The sequence below is a fragment of the Allobosea massiliensis genome (assembly GCF_042655245.1).
Lineage (GTDB): Bacteria > Pseudomonadota > Alphaproteobacteria > Rhizobiales > Beijerinckiaceae > Allobosea > Allobosea massiliensis.
The window spans coordinates 80,348-101,818 of record NZ_JBHSLU010000082.1; the positions used below are offsets into that span (position 1 = coordinate 80,348).

At 69.7% G+C, this 21,471-nt stretch carries 17 protein-coding genes; 7 read left to right on the plus strand and 10 right to left on the minus strand.

Going from position 1 to position 21,471, the window contains the following annotated elements; genetic code table 11:
• Nucleotides 1-6: 6 nt before the first annotated feature.
• The 7 genes from ACFPN9_RS22625 to ACFPN9_RS22655 form a co-directional block, all read right to left on the minus strand.
• Entirely contained in the window at nucleotides 7-1,296 is a 1,290-nt protein-coding gene (locus tag ACFPN9_RS22625) for an ArgE/DapE family deacylase (protein WP_066722692.1), read from the minus strand.
• Nucleotides 1,297-1,377: 81 nt separating this feature from the next.
• Complete coding sequence (locus ACFPN9_RS22630) at nucleotides 1,378-3,018, minus strand: ABC transporter ATP-binding protein (protein WP_066722582.1); 1,641 nt, start codon at nucleotides 3,016-3,018, stop codon at nucleotides 1,378-1,380.
• Complete coding sequence (locus ACFPN9_RS22635) at nucleotides 3,015-3,851, minus strand: ABC transporter permease (protein ID WP_377817653.1); 837 nt, start codon at nucleotides 3,849-3,851, stop codon at nucleotides 3,015-3,017. Before ACFPN9_RS22635 ends, ACFPN9_RS22630 begins: the two co-directional genes overlap by 4 nt.
• Nucleotides 3,852-3,972: 121 nt before the next feature.
• Nucleotides 3,973-4,950: an ABC transporter permease gene (locus ACFPN9_RS22640; RefSeq protein ID WP_377817654.1), complete on the minus strand. Its 978-nt coding sequence runs from the start codon at nucleotides 4,948-4,950 to the stop codon at nucleotides 3,973-3,975.
• Between the two features lie 160 nt (nucleotides 4,951-5,110).
• Nucleotides 5,111-6,697 carry an ABC transporter substrate-binding protein gene (locus ACFPN9_RS22645; RefSeq protein ID WP_066722576.1) on the minus strand — a complete coding sequence of 529 codons (1,587 nt, stop codon included), beginning with the start codon at nucleotides 6,695-6,697 and terminating at the stop codon, nucleotides 5,111-5,113.
• A gap of 304 nt (nucleotides 6,698-7,001) precedes the next feature.
• Complete coding sequence (locus ACFPN9_RS22650) at nucleotides 7,002-7,400, minus strand: c-type cytochrome (protein WP_066722574.1); 399 nt, start codon at nucleotides 7,398-7,400, stop codon at nucleotides 7,002-7,004.
• A gap of 114 nt (nucleotides 7,401-7,514) precedes the next feature.
• Nucleotides 7,515-8,345, minus strand: coding sequence for an alpha/beta fold hydrolase (locus ACFPN9_RS22655; protein ID WP_066722572.1), 831 nt, complete (start codon nucleotides 8,343-8,345; stop codon nucleotides 7,515-7,517).
• 306 nt (nucleotides 8,346-8,651) lie between these two features.
• Between ACFPN9_RS22655 and ACFPN9_RS22660 the strand changes: the two genes are divergently transcribed.
• The 5 genes from ACFPN9_RS22660 (at nucleotide 8,652) to ACFPN9_RS22680 (ending at nucleotide 14,414) form a co-directional block, all read left to right on the plus strand.
• Complete coding sequence (locus ACFPN9_RS22660; protein WP_066722570.1) at nucleotides 8,652-9,251, plus strand: FecR family protein; 600 nt, start codon at nucleotides 8,652-8,654, stop codon at nucleotides 9,249-9,251.
• Between the two features lie 2 nt (nucleotides 9,252-9,253).
• Nucleotides 9,254-9,952: a Crp/Fnr family transcriptional regulator gene (locus ACFPN9_RS22665; protein WP_066722568.1), complete on the plus strand. Its 699-nt coding sequence runs from the start codon at nucleotides 9,254-9,256 to the stop codon at nucleotides 9,950-9,952.
• A complete protein-coding gene (locus tag ACFPN9_RS22670; RefSeq protein WP_066722565.1) occupies nucleotides 9,945-11,870 on the plus strand; it encodes an adenylate/guanylate cyclase domain-containing protein in 1,926 nt (641 codons plus the stop codon). The genes ACFPN9_RS22665 and ACFPN9_RS22670 overlap by 8 nt, the downstream gene beginning before the upstream one ends.
• A gap of 211 nt (nucleotides 11,871-12,081) precedes the next feature.
• Nucleotides 12,082-13,272 (plus strand): OmpA family protein, encoded by a 1,191-nt coding sequence (locus tag ACFPN9_RS22675; RefSeq protein WP_066722562.1) that lies wholly within the window; start codon nucleotides 12,082-12,084, stop codon nucleotides 13,270-13,272.
• On the plus strand, nucleotides 13,269-14,414 hold the full coding sequence (locus tag ACFPN9_RS22680; protein WP_377817655.1) for a formylglycine-generating enzyme family protein: 1,146 nt from the start codon (nucleotides 13,269-13,271) through the stop codon (nucleotides 14,412-14,414). Before ACFPN9_RS22675 ends, ACFPN9_RS22680 begins: the two co-directional genes overlap by 4 nt.
• A gap of 9 nt (nucleotides 14,415-14,423) precedes the next feature.
• On the opposite strand, the gene ACFPN9_RS22685 is transcribed toward ACFPN9_RS22680, so the two are convergent.
• Nucleotides 14,424-16,337, minus strand: a complete 1,914-nt coding sequence (locus ACFPN9_RS22685; protein ID WP_066722555.1) for a TRAP transporter permease — start codon at nucleotides 16,335-16,337, stop codon at nucleotides 14,424-14,426.
• Nucleotides 16,338-16,386: 49 nt separating this feature from the next.
• Nucleotides 16,387-17,370 (minus strand): TAXI family TRAP transporter solute-binding subunit, encoded by a 984-nt coding sequence (locus tag ACFPN9_RS22690; protein WP_197426659.1) that lies wholly within the window; start codon nucleotides 17,368-17,370, stop codon nucleotides 16,387-16,389.
• 449 nt (nucleotides 17,371-17,819) lie between these two features.
• On the opposite strand from ACFPN9_RS22690, the gene nadC reads away from it, so the two are divergent.
• The gene (gene nadC / locus ACFPN9_RS22695) at nucleotides 17,820-18,653 is read left to right on the plus strand and encodes a carboxylating nicotinate-nucleotide diphosphorylase (protein WP_066722544.1); all 834 of its coding nucleotides are present in this window, start codon (nucleotides 17,820-17,822) and stop codon (nucleotides 18,651-18,653) included.
• Nucleotides 18,654-18,669: 16 nt separating this feature from the next.
• Entirely contained in the window at nucleotides 18,670-20,724 is a 2,055-nt protein-coding gene (phnN, locus tag ACFPN9_RS22700; protein ID WP_066722541.1) for a phosphonate metabolism protein/1,5-bisphosphokinase (PRPP-forming) PhnN, read from the plus strand.
• Nucleotides 20,725-20,876: 152 nt separating this feature from the next.
• Here the strand turns inward: phnN and ACFPN9_RS22705 are convergent, their stop codons facing one another.
• On the minus strand, nucleotides 20,877-21,377 hold the full coding sequence (locus ACFPN9_RS22705) for an Lrp/AsnC family transcriptional regulator (protein ID WP_066722539.1): 501 nt from the start codon (nucleotides 21,375-21,377) through the stop codon (nucleotides 20,877-20,879).
• Nucleotides 21,378-21,471 lie beyond the last annotated feature (94 nt).

A 21,471-nucleotide genomic window follows, 5' to 3' on the forward strand; every position in this document is an offset into this window, starting at 1 on the left:
GGCCGCTCAGCCGGAGACCGGTTCGACTCCGCACCATTCGGCCACGAACAGGGCCATGGAACCGGTGATGCGCTTCACCGAGGCGAGGCTGACGCGCTCGTCGAAGGCGTGGATGTTCTCGCCCATCGGGCCGTAGCAGAGCGCCGGGATCTTGTCGTAGAGCGCATGGACGCGGGCATCGAGATAGGCCGGCGTCATGAAGGACTGGAGCGGCCGCCCCATGGCGGCCTCATGCGCGCGGCCCAGCACCGCTTCCGCCTCGCTGCCGGGCTCCAGCACATAGCCCTCGGCCCAGAAGCCGTTGAAGGTCACCTTGGGAGGGTTGTTGGCGAGGAAGCTGTCGCTGCGCGACGCGGTCCTGATGCAGTCCTCGATGCGCTGGGCGATCTCCTGAGCGGCGACGCCGGGATAGAGCCCGACGCGGCAATCGACGCGGCACCAGCAGGGCACGGAGGAGGCCCAGTCGCCGCCCTCGATCTTGCCGATATTGAGGTTGATCGGGTGGGCCTGGTCCTCGAAATGCTCCCGGCCGACCTTCTCGGCGTTGAACTCTTCCTCGAGCTTGCGCAGCGCCGCGATCACCCGATAGGCGGCATCGATCGCATTGGCGCCCGCGCCCATCTCGCGGACATGGACAGGCACGCCCCGTACCTCGAACTGGAACCAGATCACGCCGGCATTGGCGCGGCACAGCATCTCGTATTCAGGCTCGGGAATCAGCGCCGCATCGGCGCGGTAGCCGCGCAGATGCGTCATCAGCGCGCCGTTGCCGGTCGATTCCTCCTCGACGACCGACCCGAGATAGAGCGTCGCCGCCGGCTGCAGGCCGATGCGCCGGAGAGCGTCGAGGCAGGCGAAATTGGCGCCGTGCCCGGCCTTCATGTCGGCGCCGCCGCGGCCATAGAGCCAGTCGCCCTCGATCACGGGGTCGAAGGGCGCATGGGTCCACTGCTCGACCGGCCCGGTCGGCACCACATCGACATGCGCCTGCAGGATCAGGGAACGGCCCTTCTCCTCGCGCGGATGGTGGATGCCGACGAGGATCGGCGCGTCGGAATGATGCTCGGAGAACGGCCCGCCGCCGGGATGGGCCTTGATCGCGGCCTCGTCCATCTTGAAGCGGTCGACCGTGAAGCCGCGCTCCCGCAGCGCCCGGTAGACGAAGTCCTGGCAGGCGTGCTCCTCGCCGCGCAGCGAGGGAAAGCGGATCAGCTCCTGCGTGAAGGCGATCTGCTCGGCGAAGCCGGCCTCGACGGAAGCCAGGATTTGGTCGCGAAGGGCGGGATCGAGAGGCATGGTCATAGGGCTCCTGGGAGAGGGCGTCATGGTCGGGCTCGACCCGACCATCTCGGAAACCAGTGTCGTCTCGTTACGTCATCAATGCCCGAACCGCCCGGCGCCCGGCACGGCGGCCAGCAGCGCCCGCGTATAGTCGTGGCTCGGCGCGGCGAAGAGTGCCGCCGTCGGCCCCGCCTCGACGATCCGGCCACGCTGCATCACCGCGATACGGTCGCAGATCTGGGCCGCAACGCGCAGGTCATGCGTCACGAACAGGATGGCGAGCCCGAGCCGCTGCTGGATGTCCTTGATCAGCGTCAGGATCTGCGCCTGGACCGAGACGTCGAGCGCCGAGACCGCCTCGTCGGCGACCAGCACGTCCGGTTCCAGCGCCAGCGCGCGCGCGATGCCGATGCGCTGGCGCTGGCCGCCCGAGAATTCATGCGGATAGCGGTCGATCGCATTGGCCGAGAGGCCGACCAGTTCGAGCAGCTCGGCCGCCTTCGCCAGCGCCTCGGACCGCAAGGTGCCATGCGCCACCGGCCCGTCCGAAATGATGCGCCCTACCGTCTGGCGCGGATTGAGCGAGGCGAATGGGTCCTGGAACACCATCTGGATGCGCTTGCGCTGGGCACGCAGCGCCGCCGGCTTGAGATCGCTCAGCACGAGATCGCCCGCCGCTGCGCTGCTCAGGCGGATTTGGCCGGCATCGGGCTCGATCAGCCGCAGGCAGCAGCGCCCGACGGTCGATTTGCCCGAGCCCGATTCGCCGACCAGCCCCAGCGTCTCGCCGCGCCGGAGCGAGAAGCTGATGTCGTCGGCCGCCCTGACCTCGCGCGCGGTGCCGAACAAGCTGCGCTTGCGATAGACCTTGCCCAAGCCTTCCACCGTCAGCACCGGCGCCGAGTCCGGCAGCGGCGCCCGCTCCGGCGGCGTCAGCGAGGGCACGGCGGCCAAGAGCTTCTGCGTATAGGGGTGGTTCGGCGCGCCGAGCACCTGATCGACCGTGCCCTCCTCGACCAGGACGCCCTTTTCCAGAACCGCGATGCGGTCGGCGATCTCGGCGACGACGCCCATGTCATGGGTGATGAACAGCACGGCGGTGCCGTGCTTGTGGCGGAGGTTGTCGATCAGCTTGAGGATCTGCGCTTGCGTCGTCACGTCGAGCGCGGTCGTCGGCTCGTCGGCGATCAGGAGCTTGGGCTCGAGCGCGAGCGCCATCGCGATCATCACGCGCTGGCGTTGCCCTCCCGAGAGCTCATGCGGATAGGCCCGCGCCAGCCGCGGCGGATCGGGCAGGCCGACCTCGGCGAGCAGCTCGACGGCGCGACGCTGCCGCTCGGAACGGCTGTGCAGCCCATGCGCCTCGAAGGTCTCGACGATCTGATCCGCCACCCGCATCACCGGGTTGAGCGAGGTCATCGGCTCCTGGAAGATCATGCCGACCTCGCGGCCGCGCAGATCCTGCATCGCCGCCTCGTCGAGCTGCAGCAGATCGCGCCCGGCAAGGCGGATCGCGCCGCCGGCCGGCTTCACCGCCTTGGGCAGGAGCCCCATCACCGCATGGGCGATCATCGACTTGCCGGAGCCGGACTCGCCGACGACACAGAGCGTCTCGCCGGCCCCGATCGTCAGCGAAACGTCGGCGACCGCATGGGGCCGGTCGGCCAGCGCCGGCAAAGCCAGCGTCAGCGTCTCGATGGCAAGGACGGGGGCCGGCTTGGCCATGACCTCGCTCATTCGCGCCCCCTGGCGAGGCGCGGGTTCAGCGCGTCGTTCAGGCCCTCGCCGGCGAGGTTGAGCGCAAGCACCGTCAGGAAGATCGCGAATCCGGGAAAGAACGAGATCCACCAGGCGTCGAGCAGGCGCGTGCGCCCGGCGCCGACCATATAGCCCCAGCTCATCAGGTTCGGATCGCCCAGCCCGAGGAAGGAGAGCGAGGATTCGAGCAGGATGGCCGAGCCGATCATCAGCGAGCCCATCACGATGATCGGCGCGATGGTGTTCGGCAGGACCTGGCTGAAGATGATGCGGGGCGTCGACTGGCCGATGGTGACGGCAGCCTGGACATATTCTCGCGTCTTCAGCGACAGCACCTCGCCCCGCACCAGCCGCGCCACCGGCGGCCATGAGACGACGCCGATCGCGATCACGATCGAGCCCAGCGCCGGCTGCAGGATCGCCACCAGCACGATCGCCAAAGCGAAGGAGGGGATGGTCTGGAAGAACTCGGTGAAGCGCATCAGCGCGTCGTCGACGAAGCCGCCGGCATAGCCCGCCGCCGCACCCAGCGGCACGCCGATCAGCAGTGCCACCAGCGTCGAGACCACGCCGATCATCAGCGAGACCCGCGCGCCATGAACGAGGCCGGCGGCGAGGTTGCGCCCCAGCGTGTCGGTGCCCAGCGGGAAGCGCTCCATCACGAAGGGCGCCAGGAAGGGCCGGCCGACCGGGCGCCAGGGCGACTGCGGATAGAGCGTCGGCGCCAGCAGCGCGAAGGCGACGACCGCGAGCAGGATGACGAGGCCGAATACGGCGCCACGATTGCGGCAGAACCGCTTGAGGAAGTTCATGGGCAGCCCTCGCCGTCATGCTCGCCCTTGTGGCGAGCATCCACGTCTTGAACACAGGCCTCGACGAGCGAAGGCGTGGATGGTCGGGACAAGCCCAACCATGACGGAGAGGCCGGCGCCATCACGACGCGGCCTCGATGCGCGGATCGGCGATCCGGTAGATGAGATCGGTCAGGATGTTGAAGCCGACGACCATGGCCGAGGACATGAAGAAGACACCGAGCAGCACGGAATAGTCGCGCTGCACCAGCGCATCGAACATCAGCCGGCCGATGCCCGGCCAGGCAAAGACCGTCTCGGTGAGCACGGCGCCGCCGACGAGCTGGCCCGCCTGCAGCCCCGCCAGCGTAACCACGGGCAGGATGGCGTTGCGCGCCACATGGCGGCGCGAGACGATGCCGGGCGAAAGCCCCTTTGCGCGCGCGGTCTTGACGAAATCGGCGCCCGCCACCTCCAGCATCGACGCCCGCATCATCCGCGCATAGAGCGCGGTGAAGAACAGGCCGAGCGTCAGCGCCGGCAGGATCAGGTGGTGGCCGATGTCGAGCGCCCGCGCCAGGCCGGTATGGTTCGCGCCGATCGTCTCGTAGCCGACATTGGGGACGAGGCCGAGCTTCAGCGCGAAGACGATCTGGCTCATCAGCGCGATCCAGAACAGCGGCGTCGCATAGAAGACGAGCGAGAGCGTCGTGATCAGGCTGTCCGACCAGCGCCCGGCCCGCCGCGCGGCCAGCGCGCCCATCACCACGCCGAGCCCGAGCGAGATCAGGAAGGCCGCGCCGGTCAAAAGCAGCGTCGCCGGCAGCCGGTCGAGCACCAGCGTCAGCACCGGCTGCTGCTGCCGGTAGCTGAAGCCGAGATCGAAGGTCAGATAGCCCTTGAGATAGATCCAGAGCTGGGTCAGCAGCGGCTCGTTCAGGCCGAAGCGCTCGCGCAGCTGTTCCAGGAGCTGCGCATCGGCCGCCCCCGCCTCGCCGGCCAGCACCTGCGCCGGATCGCCCGGCGCGGCACGGATCAGGAAGAAGTTGAGCACGGCGATCGCGAGCAGCGTCAGGACGCCCTTGGCCAGCCGGCTGGAAAGGAAGTGCAGGAGGTTCATGCAGTCATGGTCCGGACGGATAGGCTCTCGCCGTCATGCTTGCCCTCGTGGCGAGCATCCACGCCTTGAACACCATCCTCGGTCGACGAAGCCGTGGTTGGTCGGGACGAGCCCGACCATGACGAGATGCGCGTGATCACCCGATAGGGGGCGACCCCGATCACTCTTTCCACGCGTCCTTGAAGCCGTCGTTCACGCCGATCGCGGTGGTGACGAGGTTCTTGACGTTGCAGCGATAGATCGTCGGGAAATCCATCTCCAGCAGCCAGAGCACCGGCACCTCGTCGACGAGCAGCTTCTGCACCTTGGTGTAGAGCTCCTGGCGGGCCGCATCCGTGGGCGCGATCGCGGCTTCGGCGAAGAGCTTGTCGACCTCCGGGTTCACATAGGCGCCCTGGTTGCCGAAGGGGTTGCCCTTGACGATGTTGGTCGAGATGTAGTTGCGCGCCACGCCGGTCGCCGGGTCGCCGAGCTGGTAGAGGAAGTTGAAGGTCAGATCGAAATCGCCGTTGCTGGCCTTCTGCGTCCAGCCCGGCACATCGGTGGTCTCGATCGAGACATTGATGCCGACATCGGTCAGGTTCTGCTTGATGGCTTCCGCCCAGCGGCTCCAGACCTCGCCATAGGGCAGCGCCAGGATCTTGAGCGGCTCGCCCTTGTAGCCGGAGGCCTTGACCAGTTCCTTCGCCTTGGCCGGGTCGAATCCGTATTTCGGCACGTCGGGCGAGTAGAACTTCGTCTTGGAGGAGATCGGCCCGGTCGGCAGCTTGCCGAGGCCGCCCCAGACGACCTCGCGGCCGAATTCGCGGTCGATCGCGAACATCATCGCCTGGCGGAACTGCTTGTTGGCGAGCGGGCCGCCGCGCGCGATGTTCGGGGTCACCCAGGCATGGGGCGCGAACATCTCCCAGCCCTTGGTGGTGACGCAGGTGTTGGGCAGCTTGGAGAGGCGGGCGACGTCATAGACGTCGACGGAGCCGCCGGTCAGCACATCGACCTTGCCGGTCTCGTAGGCGACGGCGCGCGCAGCCGCGTCGGGGATGATCTGCCAGTAGATCTCGGCGAGGTTCGGCTTGCCCTTCTGCCAGTAGTCCTCGTTCTTCACGAGGTGAATATAGGAGCCCTTCTTCCACTCCTTGAGCTTGAAGGGGCCGGTGCCGATCGGCGTGTTGTTGGCCGGATTGGCGCGATAGTCGGTGCCGTCATAGATGTGCTTGGGGATCATCGGCGCGCCGGCGGCTTCCTGCGAGAGCAGGAGCGGGCCGAAGGGCTGCTTCAGCGTGATCCGCACCGTCAGATCGTCGACCTTCTCGATCTTCTCGACCTGGTTGTTGGCGATCGGGCGCCAGCGCGGATGCACCTCGCGCAGGAACTTGTCGAGCGAGAAGACGACATCGTCGGCCGTGAACGGCTTGCCGTCATGCCACTTCACGCCTTCCTGGAGCTTGAAGGTGTAGACCTTCGAATCGGCCGAGATCTCCCAGCTTTTGGCGAGCGAAGGCTGCGGCTGCAGCTTCTCGTCATAGCGCAGCAGCGACTCGTAGATGTTGCCGGCGACCATGTTGGTCGGGCCGTTCTGGTTGAGGCCCTGCATCAGCATCGGCGGCTCGGGCTGGACGACGACATGCACGGTCCCGCCCTGTTTCGGTGTCTGAGCCAGGGCCGGCAGGCCCGCGCTCACGAGGCCGATGAGGCCGAGCGCCGTGGCGGCCGCCAGCCGCCCCCGAAGGACTGATGAAGTCGTCATGGATCTCTCCCTTTGTACGTCACGCCGTCGCGCGTGGCGGAGCCCCCTCAGACTCCGTCCGGCGCCGACTAGAACACAGCATGCAGCCGTCGCACAGGCCATCGGCCCGTGCGGTGGCGCGGGAGAGCTTTCAAGTTACGGGCCATGATGGGGCGCGTGCGGCCGCTTTCGCACGATGTTGCGCGCGACGGCCCGGAGGGAAAACAATCGGGGAAAGGACCGTGCCGGGCACTGCGCCCGGCACATGGCCGCCGGGCGCAGGATGCGGGGGCCGGCGAGCGGATCGCCGGCCGCGAAGCGTGTCTCAGAGCTTTTTGCCGTCCTTGCCGAACTGCTTGAGGAAGGCCGTCAGATCGGCGATTTCCTTGTCGTTCTTGATGCCGGCGAACACCATCTTCGTGCCCGGGATCTTGGCGCGCGGGTCCTTGATGTATTCGGCGAAGACCGCCTCGTCCCAGGTGATGCCGGAGTTCTTGTTCGCCGCCGAATAGCTGTAGCCATCGACCGTGCCCGCGGTCCGTCCGAACAGCCCGTTCAGCTGCGGGCCGACAATGTTCTTGGCGCCCTCGCCGATCTGGTGGCAGGCGCGGCACTTGTTCCAGGAGCGCTCGCCGGCGGCGACATCCTGCGCTGAAGCCGGGGCGGCGAGGAGGACGGGCGAAAACAGCGCGGACAGGGCGGCGAGGCGGGCGAGAGCGTGCATGCGGGTATCCTTGGCTTGCGGCGCGGGTCGGCGAGCGGCCGAACCCTGGAACTGGCATAATCCAAAGAGGGCGCTCGGCTAAGGGGCCAATTCGACGCGGAGCATCCGGTTCCCTCAGGCGAGACGGCTGATCCAGTCCGCCACCGTCGCGGTGAAGGCATCCGGCCGCGACACCGGGAAGAGGTGCCCGCCGGTATCGAGCATCGTCTTGGCGCAGCCGGGCAGGGCAGCGACGATCTCCTCCTGGAGGAAGGCGGGCACGATCATGTCGTCGCGGGCGCCCAGCACCAGCACCGGAACGGTCAGAGCCGCCATCTGATCGCGGCCGTCGAAGGCCAGCAGCGCATCGATCCGCTCGCGCATCACCTCCTGCTGCACGGCGGTCAGCGGCGCGGCCGCCAGTGCCGCCTCGTAGACATGCCAGTTGGCCTCGATCCAGGCCGGCGGATAGGCGCAGAGCACCGAGGTGGCAGCGTATGCTTCCGGGTTCGTTCCGATGATCTCGCGCCGCGCGCCGAAATAGCCGGCCATATAGTGGTTCGGCCTTAGCCAGCTCCCGCTCAGGATCAGCCCGCCGACCCGCTCGGGGGCGAGATGCGCGAGCGTCTGAGCGATGCAGCCGCCGGTCGAGTGGCCGAGCACCACGGCCCGGTCGATCCCGGCCTCGTTGAGTACGGCCAGACAGTCCCGCGCGAGGGTCTCGATGCTGCAGGCGTCGCTGCCGCGCGTGCTGGCGCCGATGCCGCGCTGATCGAAGCGGATGACGCGGAAGGAGCGAGCCAGCGTCTCGGCGATGCTCGCCCAGAAGGCCGCGCCGCCGCCCAACCCGGTGACCAGGAGCAGGGGCTGGCCGCGGCCTTCCACAAAGGCGCTCAGCACGGCGCCATCCGAGGTGCGGACATCGAAGCCGGCCGGGGCGGGCAGGTCGCTCTGGTGAGCGGTCATGGGGCAACCTCCTTCTCGACCGGTGCGTTGCGGCCCGGCATTGCGCCAAGGATGGCGCAGCCGACCGGGCACCGCCATGGTCGCGACGGCAGGGGCGAGACGCGGTCGGCGCAGGACAGTGCCGCATGAACCAGCCTTCGCCCCCCGGCGACCGATAGGATATCGGTCAGTCCCATGCTCCTCCGCTTGACCGTGGAGCATCGGGCATGGGCAACTGCATCGCGGGCGGGAAAGGCGGGCGTCATGGCTGGGATCAGGGATGGAGCGACGGGGTCGGGTGAAGGGGCTCTGGACCGCCGCCGACTCATGCGCGCCGCCACCCTGCTCGGCCTCGGCGGCCTGCCGCTGGCTGCCCTGGCGCAGACCACGGCGGAGCGCGCGCCGACCGCCGGGCTGGTGACCGATCTGCGGGGGGACGCGATGGCCCAGCTCCGCGAGACGCGGCGCAGACTCGCGACCGACGGCCCCGTTTTCGTCGGCGACCGGGTCGAGACGGGCGAGGGCGCCCGCGCCGGTTTTCGCCTCGGCCGGGCCACCGATCTGCGCCTCGGCGAGAACACCCGCATCACCATCGACCGTTTCATCGTCGATGCCGGCGGCACCATCAGCCTGGGCGCGGGTGCGCTCCTGGTCGACAAGGCACCCGGCAGCGAGGCCGGGCGGATCCGCATCCGCTCCTCCTATGGCTTGATCGCGGTGCGTGGCACGCGCTTCTTCGCTGGCCCGAGCAACGGCGTTTTCGGCGTCTTCGTCGAGCGCGGCGAGGTTGCCGTGCGGGCCGCTGGCCGGGAGGTCGTGCTGACGGCGGGCGAGGGCACGGACATCGCCCGCCGCGGCGCCGCGCCGACGCCCGCCCGGCGCTGGGGTGAGGCGCGCATCGCGGCCGCGCTCGCCCAGATCGCCTGACGATGGAGTCCTCCGCCATCGCGGCCATGCTGGGCGAGGCCGGCTTCTTTGCCGGGCTGCCGCCGCAGGCGCTGCTCGACTGCGCCGCCGAGTTCCGCGAGCAGCGCTTCGAGGCCGGCCAGATGCTGTTCGCCCGCGGCGAGCCGGGGGACCGTCTTCTCCTCGTTGCGGAGGGACGCGTGCGCCTGTCCGTCACGACCGAGGAAGGCCGCGAGCTCAGCATGCGCCACGCCGCGCGCGGCGAACTGCTCGGCGAGATCGCGGTTCTCGATGGCGGAACCCGCAGCGCCGACGCCGTGGCGATCACGCCGGTCCTGGCCCTGTCCCTGCGCCGGGCGGCGCTCGACCAGCTCAGGGCGCGCCATCCCGAACTCTCGGCCGGGATCATCGCCTTCCTCTGCCGCCGCCTGCGCCAGACCACCGACCAGCTGGAAGGCATCGCGCTCTACCCGATCGAGGCGCGGCTCGCGCGCTTCCTGCTGGTGGGGCTCGCCGGGCGCCGTGCCGCGCCCGGCAAGCGCGTGCCGCTCGACGTGGCGTTCTCGCAGGGCGAGCTGGCGCAGCTGCTCGGTGCCAGCCGGCCCAAGGTGAATGCGGCGCTCGGCGCGCTCGAACAGGCCGGCGCCATCCGCCGCACGGCCGACCGTCTCTTCTGCGACCCCGATCTTCTCGCCCGAGCGGCCGGAACGGGCGATGGCTGAGAGCCGGCTGCGGCCGTCCAGGCCCGTCTTCGCCGGCCTGCTGGCGGGATTGGCCGTGCTCCTGCTGGCGCAGACGGCGCCTTCCGCCTGGCGCGACGGCTTGCGGGAGCGCGTCTTCGACCTGACGCTGGACGCGAGTGCCCCGTGGCGCCCGGCCACGCCCGAGACCCGTATAGCCTTCGTCGCCATCGACGACACGAGCCTGGATGCGGTCGGCCCCTGGCCCTGGCCCCGCGAGACGCTGGCGCGACTGGTCGCGGAAGTCACGGCCGCCAGGCCCGCCGCCGTCGCTATCGACATCCTGCTGGCGGGGGAGGACGAGCGCTCGCCGGCGGCACTCGCCCGCCGGCTCGCCGAAGCCACCGGCCGCGCCGAGATCGCCGCGCTCGCCCCCACCCTGACGGACGGAGATCGGGCTCTCGCCACCGCCATCGCCGCGGGCCCGGTCGTCCTCGGCTGGGTGCTCGATCCACGCGGCGCCGATGCGCTCGCGCCGGTGCCGGTGCTGCTGCGCGAAGGCGTGTCGCTGGATGGGCTCTGGCGAGAGGCCGGCGCGAGCGGCCCGCCACCGAGGCTCGCGGCGGCCGCGGCGGGCGCGGGCACGCTGTCCCTGCCGGGCGACGCGGATGGTCTGGTGCGGCGCGTCCCGCTCTTCGTTGGAGCGGGCGGCGAGCTGCGGCCCGGGCTGGCCTTGGAAGCCGCACGCGTGGCGGCAGGCGCCTCGGGCTATCTGCTCTCGGCGGATCCGCCGCGGTTGACCTTCGGCGCGGTCAGCCGGCCCCTGCCGCCGGACGGGATGCTGCGGCTGCTGCCTGTGGCAGCCCCGCTTCCCGTCATCCCCGCCTCGGCCCTGCTGCAGGGCGGGGCCGATCTCGCCTCGCTCGCCGGAGCCGTCGTCGTCATCGGCGGCAGCGCGCCCGAACTCGGGGCGCTGCGGGCGAGCGCGCAGGATCCGCTCACCCCTTCCGCCCTTCTCCAGCTCCAGGCCCTGCGCCAGCTCGCCGCCGGCATCGTCCCCTTACGGCCGGCCGGGGCCACCCTCTGGGAGATGGCGCTGGCGGTGCTGTCCATCGCAGGCGCGGTCGTCGTCGCCCGTCGCCTCGGCCCGCTGCCGGCAGCCCTCGCGATGGCGATGCTGGTTGCCGCACTCATCCTCGGCAGCGCTCTTCTCGCCCGCGCCGACTGGCTGATCGATCCGACGCCGGCTGTGGCGGCGGCGCTGCTGGCCTTTCTCGCCGCCTCGCTCGCGGGATTTTCCGAAGCGCGCTGGCGCGAGAGCCGCTTGCGCCGCCGTTTCGAGCAGCATCTGGCGCCGGGCGTGGTCGAGCGCATCGTCGCGAGCCCGAACAGCCTCAGGCTGAGCGGCGAGCGACGCGAGGTCACCGCCCTCTTCACGGACATCGAGGGCTTCACCCGCACCACCCGCGAGGCCGGGCCGGAACAGCTCGTCGCGGTGTTGGACGGTTATTTCGAGGGCGTCACCCGCATCGTCGGCGAGCATGGCGGCATGGTCGACAAGCTCGTCGGCGACGCGGTCCACGCACTCTTCAACGCGCCGCTCGACCTCGAGGACCATCCGCGCCGCGCACTGGACTGTGCCGTCGCGATTCTCGCCTGGACGGAAGCGTACCGGGCGAGCGGTCCCGCCGCCGCGATCGGCCTCGGCCGCACGCGGCAGGGGCTGGAGACCGGCTTCGCCATCGTCGGCGACGTCGGCTTCGGCGCCAAGCTCGACTACACCGCCCATGGCGAGGCGGTGAACATGGCCGCGCGGCTCGAGGCGCTCAACAAGGAGCTCGGCTCGTCGATCTGCGTCGGTCCGGCCGCGGCGGCACGCTGCGATCCCGTCCGGCTGCGGCGGCTCGCCGAGGTCGATCTGCGGGGAATAGGCCCCGTCCCGGTGTTTTCGCCGGCCTGACGGGGCGGCTGCCGCAGCGTCCGCCCGGTCGCTGTTCCGCCTGGAACAGTCATCGGACCGAGAGTGGCGCAGGATCAGCTCATGCCGATCCTCACCGCATGGAGAGGATTGTCCCGAAAAAGGAGTTGACGCTATGGTTCAGCACTCGATCGACCTTCGTCGCGATCCGGCTGGGGAGCAGGGCGGCGACAGGCCTCGCCGGAGCCGCCGCATGACCCTGCGTTCCGTCACCACCGCCGTCATGCTCGGGCTCGCCGCGGTCGGCAGCGCCCCTGCCGCCATCGCCCACCCCGTCGCCGCGGCGCGGGCGCCGGCTCTGCTGCCGCTCGAACAGGCGTTCATGAAGGCGGCGACCGATCTCTTCGCCAAACTCCCCGCCGGCGGCGGCGAGGTCACGATGGTCATCGACCCCCTCATCGACGGTATCACCGGCATCCAGTCGGCGGCAACGCGCGGCTTCGACCGGCGCATCGCCGAACTGGTGGCCGAGCGTTATCCCCATGTGAAGGTCCTCGCCTTCACGCCCGAGAATGTCGCCAAGGCCCGCTTCGTCTTCATCGGCACCTTCAACACCATCAACAATGCCGGCCAGCCCGGCGGTGATCGCGACGCCTTCTGGATCTGCTTCGCCCTGGTCGAGCGCGAGGCCAAGACGGTCTATGCCCGCAGCGTCGCCCGCTCCACCGTCGGCGATGTCGATATCGCACCGGCCGCTTCCCATGCCGACTCGCCGGTCTGGGGGCTGGATGCCGCCACGCGCGCCTATATCGAGGCCTGCCAGCGCTCGCAGCCGGGTACGCCGGTCTCGCCGGCCTATCTCGACCAGCTCGGTGCGGCCGCCCGCATCCGCGAGGCCGGCGCGGCCTACGAGGCCGGCGACCATCGCCGCGCCCGCGATCTCTACCGCGAGGCGCAGGCCCAGCCCGGCGGCGACCAGCTGCGCGTGCTGAACGGGCTCTACCTCTCCTACGCCGCGCTCGGCGAGACCGGCGCGGCGGATGAGACCTTCGGCCAGATGGTCGAGCGCGGCTTCAGCCTCGGCCGGCTCGGCGTGAAGTTCCTGTTCGAGCCGAACTCCACCGCCTTCAACGCCGACCGCAAGCTCTCGGCGAGCTACCCCGCCTGGCTGCGCGAGATCGCGATGCGGGCGACGCGGGCCGGCGTCTGCCTCGAGGTCGTCGGCCATGCCAGCCGCACCGGCCCCGAGACCCTCAACGACAGGCTCTCCCGCGAGCGGGCGGAGCGCATCGCCGGGCTGATGAGTTCCCAGGCGCCGGGCATGTCGCAGCGGCTGCGGGCCACCGGTGTCGGCTTCCGCGAGACGCTGGTCGGCCTGCCGCGGGACGATGCCAGCACGGCGGTCGACCGCCGCGTCGAGTTCAAGACCGCGCCCTGCGCATGACCGCCCGGCCCTCCGCCCCAGCGCCGGCGGCAGGCCGGCGGGCCCTTCTCGAAGTCGCAGTCGCTGCGGCGGGCCTGGCACTGGCGGCTCCGGTCGCGGCGCAGACGGGCCCTCAGCCCGGCCCCGCCTCGGCCCTGCCCACGCTGAAGCTGGCGCCTGTGGCCCCGCCCCGCGATGCCGGCGCCGACATGGCCGCGCGCATCGCGGCCACCACCGACCGGGCCGCCTTGCTCGAGCTTCTGGCGGCTGGCGTCGAGAAGGCCCGGATCACGGCGCGGCTGGCGCAGCTCGGCTTCGTCGATCTCGCCGCGGGCGGCCAGCGGATCTGGCTGAAGCCGGGCGGCGGCGAGGGCTTCCGCGATTGCGCGGATTGTCCGGAGTTGGTGCCGGTGCCCGAAGGCGATGTCCGCATGGAGCTCCGGACGGGCACGACGCCGCGGATCGTCGAGGTCGCGCTGGCCCAGCCCTTCGCCGTCGGCCGCTTCGAGGTGACGCGGGCGCAATATAAGGCCTTCATGCAGCAATCCGGCCATGTCGTCGATCTCGGCTGCCATGTCCGGGCGCCGGTCTGGAAGCTGGATCCGACCCTGTCCTGGCAGGATCCCGGCTACCCGCAGGGCGACGACGAGCCCGTGGCCTGCGTCAGCCATGGCGATGCCAAAGCCTATGTCGCGTGGCTGTCCAAGCGCACCGGCCAGCGCTACCGGCTGCTGACCGACCCCGAATGGCACCATGTCGCGGCTTCCTCGGCGAAGGACATGGCCGATCCGGCGCGCCTTTGCGCCATCGGTAATGGCGCCGACGAGACCGCGAAGCAGGCGATGCCCTCCTGGACGGTTGCCCCCTGCCGTGACGGCTTCCGCACCACGGCGCCGGTCGGCCGCTTCGCGGCGAGCCCCTGGGGCCTGTCCGATCTCAGCGGCAATCTCTGGGAATGGGTCGACACCTGCCCGCCCGACCCTTCGGTGCCGGGCCAGCCCTTCCCGCCGCCGGTCTGCCGCGAGGAGGAGGGGCGCATCCTGCGCGGCGGCTCCTGGGCCGATCCGCCGGCGGCGCGGAGGCTCGATTCAAGGATCGTCAGCGAGCCCGGCATCCGCGATCAGGTCGCCGGATTTCGCGTCGCGCGCGACCTCGGCCATTGAGCGCGACGGTCACGCGGGACGGGCGCGCGGCGCCGACCGGCGAGTCGACCAGAGCCACGCGGTGGTCGCCGACAGCAGCAGCGCGCCTGCGATCTCGGTGCTCGGGATGGGCAGGAACAGGCCGACGCCGGCGAGAAACAGCAGCACCCGCTTCAGCCCGTCCAGCCTGATCATGAAGTAGCCCTCGATCGCCGCGTTGAGCGCCAGCACACCGAGGATCGCGGTGCCGACCGAAATCAGGATCTGGGCGGGTGATCCGATCAGCAGCAGGGCCGGCTGGTACATGAAGACGAAGGGCAGGAGGAAGGCGACCATCGCGATCCGGCAGGCGACCACCGCGATCAGCACCGGATTGGCCTTGGCGATCGAGGCCGCCGCGAAGGCCGCCACCGCCACCGGCGGCGTGATCGCGGACATCGAGGCGATGTAGACGATGAAGAGATGCGCCGGCAGCACCGCGACGCCGAGCGCGATCAGCGCCGGCGCCGCCAGCACCGCCGAGAGCGCATAGACCGCCGGGGTCGGCATGCCCATGCCGAGCACGATGATCACGAAGGCGGAGACGAGGATGGTCAGGATCGGGCTGCCGCCGGACATGTGGAACAGGCCGGAGCTGATCTTGCCGGTGAGGTCCGTCATCGAGAGCGTTCCGACGACGAGACCGGCGATGGCGCAGGCGACCCCGACGCCGATCATCCCGCGCATGCCGTCGCTCAGGCCGAAGAACAGCGTCTTGACGAGCCGGACCGGATCAGGGTGACGCAGCACGGCGACCGGCACGAGGGCGGCGCAGGCGAGCGCGCCCGCGAAGGCGGGCCGGTTCAGGCTCAGCACGCCCCAGACGAGCAGGCCGATCGGCACGAGATAGGCCCAGTCGCGCCGCAAGACGGCGAGGATCGACGGCGTCTCGCCCTCCGACATCGGCTGGAGCCCGTCGCGATGCGCCTTGAAATGCGCCGCGAGAAACACCGACTGGTAGTAGAGCAGGGCCGGGATGAGCGCCGACAGCGCGATCGTGGCATAGGGAATGCCGGTGAAGTCCGTCATCAGGAAGGCGGCCGAGCCCATCACCGGCGGCAACAGGGCGCCGCCCGTCGAGGCCGCCGATTCGATGGCGCCCGCATAGGTCCGGCTCGTGCCGGTGCGGATCATCAGCGGGATGCTGAACGATCCCGTGGTGACGACGTCGGCCGTCGGCGAGCCCGAGATCGAGCCGTAGAGGCCCGACGAGACCACGGCGACCTTGCTCGCCCCGCCGACCTGCTTGCCGACGAGGCTGTTGGCGATGTCGTAGAAAAAGTCGGCCCCGCCGATGCGGTCCAGCAACGCGCCGAAGACGACGAAGACGACGACGAGAAAGGCCGCGACCTCGAGCGCCGGGCCGAACAGCCCGTTGGTCGAGAAGACGAGATGGTCGACGATCTCCTGCGTGCTGAAGCCGCGATGCGCGAAGGAGCCCGTGAGTCGGTTGCCGAAGATCGCATAGGCCAGGAAGGTCGCGACCAGCACGACGAGGATCATGCCGATGCAGCGCCGCGTCGCCTCCATCACCAGCGCGATCAGCACGATCGAGGCGGCGATGTCGGCGGTCGAGAGTTCGTCGATCATCGGCAGCCGCATCTCGTGCACCGGCTGCATCCAGACGAAATAGCCGCAGGACCCTAGCGAGAGCGCGACCAGACACCAGGAGGGGGTGGAGCGTCCGGTCGGCCGCAGCGGATTGGCCGTCGTCGTCAGGAAGGCCAGCGACAGCACCGCGCCGAGGAAGAGGAACAGGGCGATCTCGCGTTTGATGTACCAGCCGAAGGAAATTGCGATCAGCAGCACCGCCGCCGACACGCCGATGACGTGCACCGTCCACTGCTCCGGCGTGCCGAGCTGGCGGGACCGTCCCGGTGCGATCAGCTTCAGCAGGGCGAGCATGGCGACACCTCGTTCTCTCGGCGGTGGAACGGGAGCGACGCTGCGGGCCTCACTTCAGCAGGCCGGCTTTCCGATAGGCGGCCTCGGCGCCGGGATGCAGCGCCAGCGGCGCGGTCTGCGTCAGGTTGACCGGCTCGAGCCGGGCCATCATCGCATGCGCCTGCCGCAGATAGTCGAAATGCTTGATCATCCCGTCGGCGATCAGGGCGGCATCCTCGTTCTTCATCTCGGCCGAGGCGAAGAGCACGACGCTGCCGGTGATGGTCGACACCGCCGCGGGCTGGAAGGCGTAGGTCCCGGCCGGCACGGTGATCGGCGCCGTGCCGAGCAGCGCGCCGAGCTTGGCGCTGGCCTCCGGCGAAATGCCGAGCATCTTGACCTTCATCTCGCGGGTGGCGCTGTTGATCTGCCCCGACGGGAAGGCGAGCATGTTGATGATGATGTCGGCCTGGCCGTTCTTCATCATCTCCAGGCCGGCATTGTAGTCGACATGGTGGATGCGCCCGCCCCAGGACTCGATGTCCTTGGCGCTGATGCCATAGGCCTTGAACACCTCTTCGCCGGTCACCGCCATCAGCGTGCCGCGCTGGTTGAGCGCGACGCGGACCGGCTTCTTGGCGGCGAGGATGCTCTCGAAGCTCTCGATGCCGGCATCTTCGCGGACGAGGATCTGCACCGCCGCCTGCGGGTCGATCAGGGCGATCGCGCGGAGGTTCGTGACCGGCGCCTTGAAAGGCTCCTCACCGGCCTGCGCGCGCTTCACCAGCTGGGCGTGGGCGATGCCGAGCTCGACCTTGCCGGTCGAGACGAGCTGGATGTTGGCTGCCTCGCGGCCGGGCTCGTAACCAAAGGCGACGCCGGGGGATTCCCGCCGGATCGTCTCGCCGATGGCGTTGCCGATCGCGCTCCAGGCGCCGCCGACCGAGCCGCCGGTCAGGGTGATCTTCTTCGCCGGAGCGGTCTGTGCCGCCGCAAGACCCGCGCCAAGGGCGAGCGCACCCGCCACCAGCGATGCCAATCCCAGTCTCTTCATGGTCACCCTCCCGGCCTCGTGTCGGGCGCGCCCGCAGGCGGGCCGCGCAACCGCATGGTGCCGGCCGATCGGATCGGCCGACGATCTGACGTAGCTGCCGTTCCCCGGCGGCTTCAAGCCGCCTTGTCGAATGCTGTCTTGCGTAGCACGAGGATGAGTTTGTTGGTGTGCATATGGCTTGTCAATGCTGTCCGACGATCGAAAACAGGGCGTGCGCTGCAGCAAAAATTTGCAACTCTCAGACGAAAACTGGGCTTGGTACGCCGAATTCGCGGGCTCACCCATCAAGCCCCCTGCCGTCATCAGCCTGTCACCGAATCCCTGCTTGACACGTCGGAACCCACTTCGCATCGTTGGTGTGCAAACAGTCATGAGATCGGGCCATCCATGCTATTCGCTCCCATGGCGATGCCCGCGAAGGCGGGCGGAGCGCGCGGCAGGGGCTGAGCATGTATGACCGTTTCACCACGCAGCGGCTGATCGACCTCTGGCTGAGCGAGGATATCGGCGCCTGCGACCTCACGGTCCAGCTCATGATCGAGCCGGACGAGACCGGCGCCTTCCGCATGAACGCCCGTGAACCGATGGTGCTGGCCGGCATCGACGTCGCCGCCAGCGTCTTTTCCCGCTACGAGCCCCGGCTTTCGGTCAAGGTCGAGGCCGCCGATGGCGACCGCGTCGAGAAGGGCGCGACGCTGATCCTCGTCGAGGGGCCGGCCCAGGGCATCCTCACCGCCGAGCGCACGGCGCTCAACATCGTCCAGAGGCTCTCCGGCATCGCGACCGAGACGGCCCGCTATGTCGACATCATCAAGGGCACGAACGCCCGGCTGATCGACACCCGCAAGACCACGCCCGGCCTGCGCATGTTGGAGAAGCATGCGGTCGCCTGCGGTGGCGGGCTGAATCACCGCCTCGGGCTCGATAACGGCGTGATGATCAAGGACAACCACATCGCCGTCTGCGGCGGCATCGCCCAGGCGGTCGAGCGCGCGCGGCGCAAGCTGCCCGTCCTGACCAAGCTCGAGGTCGAGTGCGACCGTTTGGAGCAGGTCCGCGAGGCCGTCGCCGCCGGTGCCGACGTGATCATGCTCGACAACATGCCGGTGCCGGAGATGAAGGAGGCGGTCGCCTATGTCGCCGGCCGCGCCAAGCTCGAAGCCTCGGGTGGAATCCGCTACGAGACCATCCGCGCCATCGCCGAGACGGGCGTCGACTACATCTCGACCAGCAAGATCACCCAGTCGGCGCCCGCCGTCGATATCGGCCTCGACGAGGCCTGAAGGCGACGAAACCTCCATGCGGCCAGGCATCCTCTTCGTCGTCGTCGGGCCGAGCGGGGCCGGCAAGGATACCCTGATGGACGGGGCGAGGCGGGTCCTGGTGCAGGGCGAGCGCTTCGGCTTCGCGCGGCGCCTGATCACCCGTCCGGCCGATGCCGGCGGTGAGGATCACGAGGCGATCGACGAGGCCGGCTTCGCGGCGCTCGCGGCTGCCGGCGGCCTTCTAGTGTCCTGGCAGGCGCATGGTCTGCATTACGGGCTGCGCGCTTCGCTGCGGGACGAACTCGCCGCCGGCCGGCACATCGTCGCCAATGGCTCGCGCGGGGTGCTGGAGACGCTCGCCGGCGCCGTGCCGCGGCTGATCATCATCAACGTCACCGCCTCCCCCGAGACGCTCGCCCGTCGTCTCGCCTCCCGAGGACGCGAGACGGCGGACGACATCGCCGCGCGGCTCGCCCGCAAGCCGCCGCAATGGCCGGACGGCATCGAGACCATCACCGTCTCCAACGATGGCACCGTCGAGGAGGGCATCGAGCATTTCCTCGCTGCCATCGACGCCGCCACACGCCGCCTGTCCCTGAAGCCCGTCCCGATCGACGGCTGGCGCGACAGCATCGCCTATCTGCCGCGCGACAGCGTGATCGGCGTCGCGGACTTCGACGGGCCGGGCAAGGTCGACGTCGCCGGGCCGATCGCCGCGGACGGGACACGCCGCAGCATCCGCGCGCGGGTCAACGTCGTGGAGGCCGGCTGGCTGCTGGAGCCTCACGAGATCGGGCTGTCGCGCGAGGCCTTCGCGCAGCTTGGCCTGTCCGAAGGCAGCGAGATCACGCTGACACGCACCCCGCCGCAGCACAGCCGCGATGCGCTGCGCGCCAAGATCCAGGGCGCCGAACTCGGCGCCGCCGACTACGCCATGCTGCTTCGGGACATCGTCGAGGGTCGCTACCCGGAGGGCGAGATCTCCGCCTTCCTCGTCGCTGCGACGCGCTCGCTCAGCGATGCCGAGGTCGCGGCGCTGGCGAGCGTCCGCGCCGGCTTCTCGACGCCGCTGCGCTGGGACGAGCCGATCGTCGTCGACAAGCACTCGATGGGCGGCATTCCGGGCAGCCGCATCACGCTGATCGTCGCGCCGATCGTCGCCGCCCATGGGCTCGCCATGCCCAAGACCTCCTCGCGCGCCATCACCTCGGCCGCGGGCACCGCCGACGCGATGGAGGTTCTGGCCAGGGTCGACCTGACGGAGGACGATGTCCGCCGCACGGTGGCCCAGGCGCGCGCCTGCATCGCCTGGAATGGCCGCCTCAACCACTCCGCCGTCGACGACGTGATGAACGCGATCACGCGCCCGCTGGGCATCGATTCCAACCGCTGGTCGGTCGCCTCGATCATCTCGAAGAAGCTGACCGCCGGCTCGACCCATGTCGTGGTCGACCTGCCCTATGGCCGCCGCGCTAAGCTCCACAGCGAGGCGGAGGCACGCGAACTCGGCGCGCTGTTTGAGAGCGTCGGGCGTTCCGTCGGCCTGCAGGTCGAGGCGGTCGCCACCTGCGGCGCCGGGCCGATCGGGCGGGGCATCGGGCCGGCGCTCGAGGTCCGCGACGTGCTCTGGGTGCTGGAGGGCGATGCGCAGGCCCCGGCCGATCTGCGCGAGAAGGCGCTCGACTTCGCCGGCCGCATCCTGGCCTGGGACCCGGCGATCGGCTCAGCGGTAGCGGGTCGCGCCCGGGCGGCCGAACTCCTGGCCTCGGGCGCGGCGCGCGCGGCGCTGGACGGCATCGTCGCGGCGCAGGGACGCCGCGACATCGTCGCGAAGCCCGCCGCCCTGAGCCACACCATGCGCGCCACCCGCGCCGGGCGCATCAGCGAGATCGACGGCTGGCGCATCGCCGGCATCGCGCGCCGCGCCGGCGCGCCCTTCGACAAGAGCGCCGGCATCGACCTGCTGCGCGCTGTGGGCGACGATGTGACGGCGGGCGAGGGGCTCTTCACCATCCATGCCGCCGCCGCGCCGGACCTCGAAGCGGCGGTGGCGCTGGCGGCTGCGGATGAGGGGTTCGTGCTGGGATAGCGGGCACGTTCTTGTCCGACCCGAACGCGCGTCATCCCGGACGCAGCGCAGCGGAGATCCGGGATCCATTCCGGAGCGCTGACGGAGAGGTTCCGGAATGGGTCCGGGTCAAGCCCGGGACGACCTGGCGGGTCGGGGCGGGTTCAATCCCCTCAAGTCCGCGGCATCTTCAACGGATCGATCGAGATCGCGCGCTTGAGCGTGCGCAGGCCGAAGGTCGTGCGCGTCTGGCGGATGCCGGGGATGCGGTAGAGCATCTCGCGCAGGAAGCGCTCGTAATGGTCGGTGCCGCTGACCACGACCTTGACGAGGTAATCGTATTCGCCGGTGACGAGATAGGCCTCGACCACCTCCGGAATCCGTGTCAGCGCTTCGCCGAAATGATCGAGGATCTTGTCGTCATGCTTGTCGAGCGTGATCTCGACGAAGACGACATTGCCGAAACCCAGCGCCTTCTGGTCGAGCACGGCGACATATTTCTCGATTGCCCCGCTCTCCTCCAGCCGCTTCACCCGCGTCCAGCAGGGCGAGGGCGACAGCCCAACCTTCTCCGCCAGCGCATTGACGGTCAGACGGCCATCCTCCTGCAGGGCGGAGAGAATCCGCAGATCGGTGGCGTCCGGTTCATCGCTCCGGCGGTTGCGCGGTATCACGGAACATCATCCTGCACTGTGGGTAGAAGTCGGAAGATATTTCCGCAGACGGTTCCGGACGCAACTGATTTCGACAGGAATCTCCGCGAGCCCC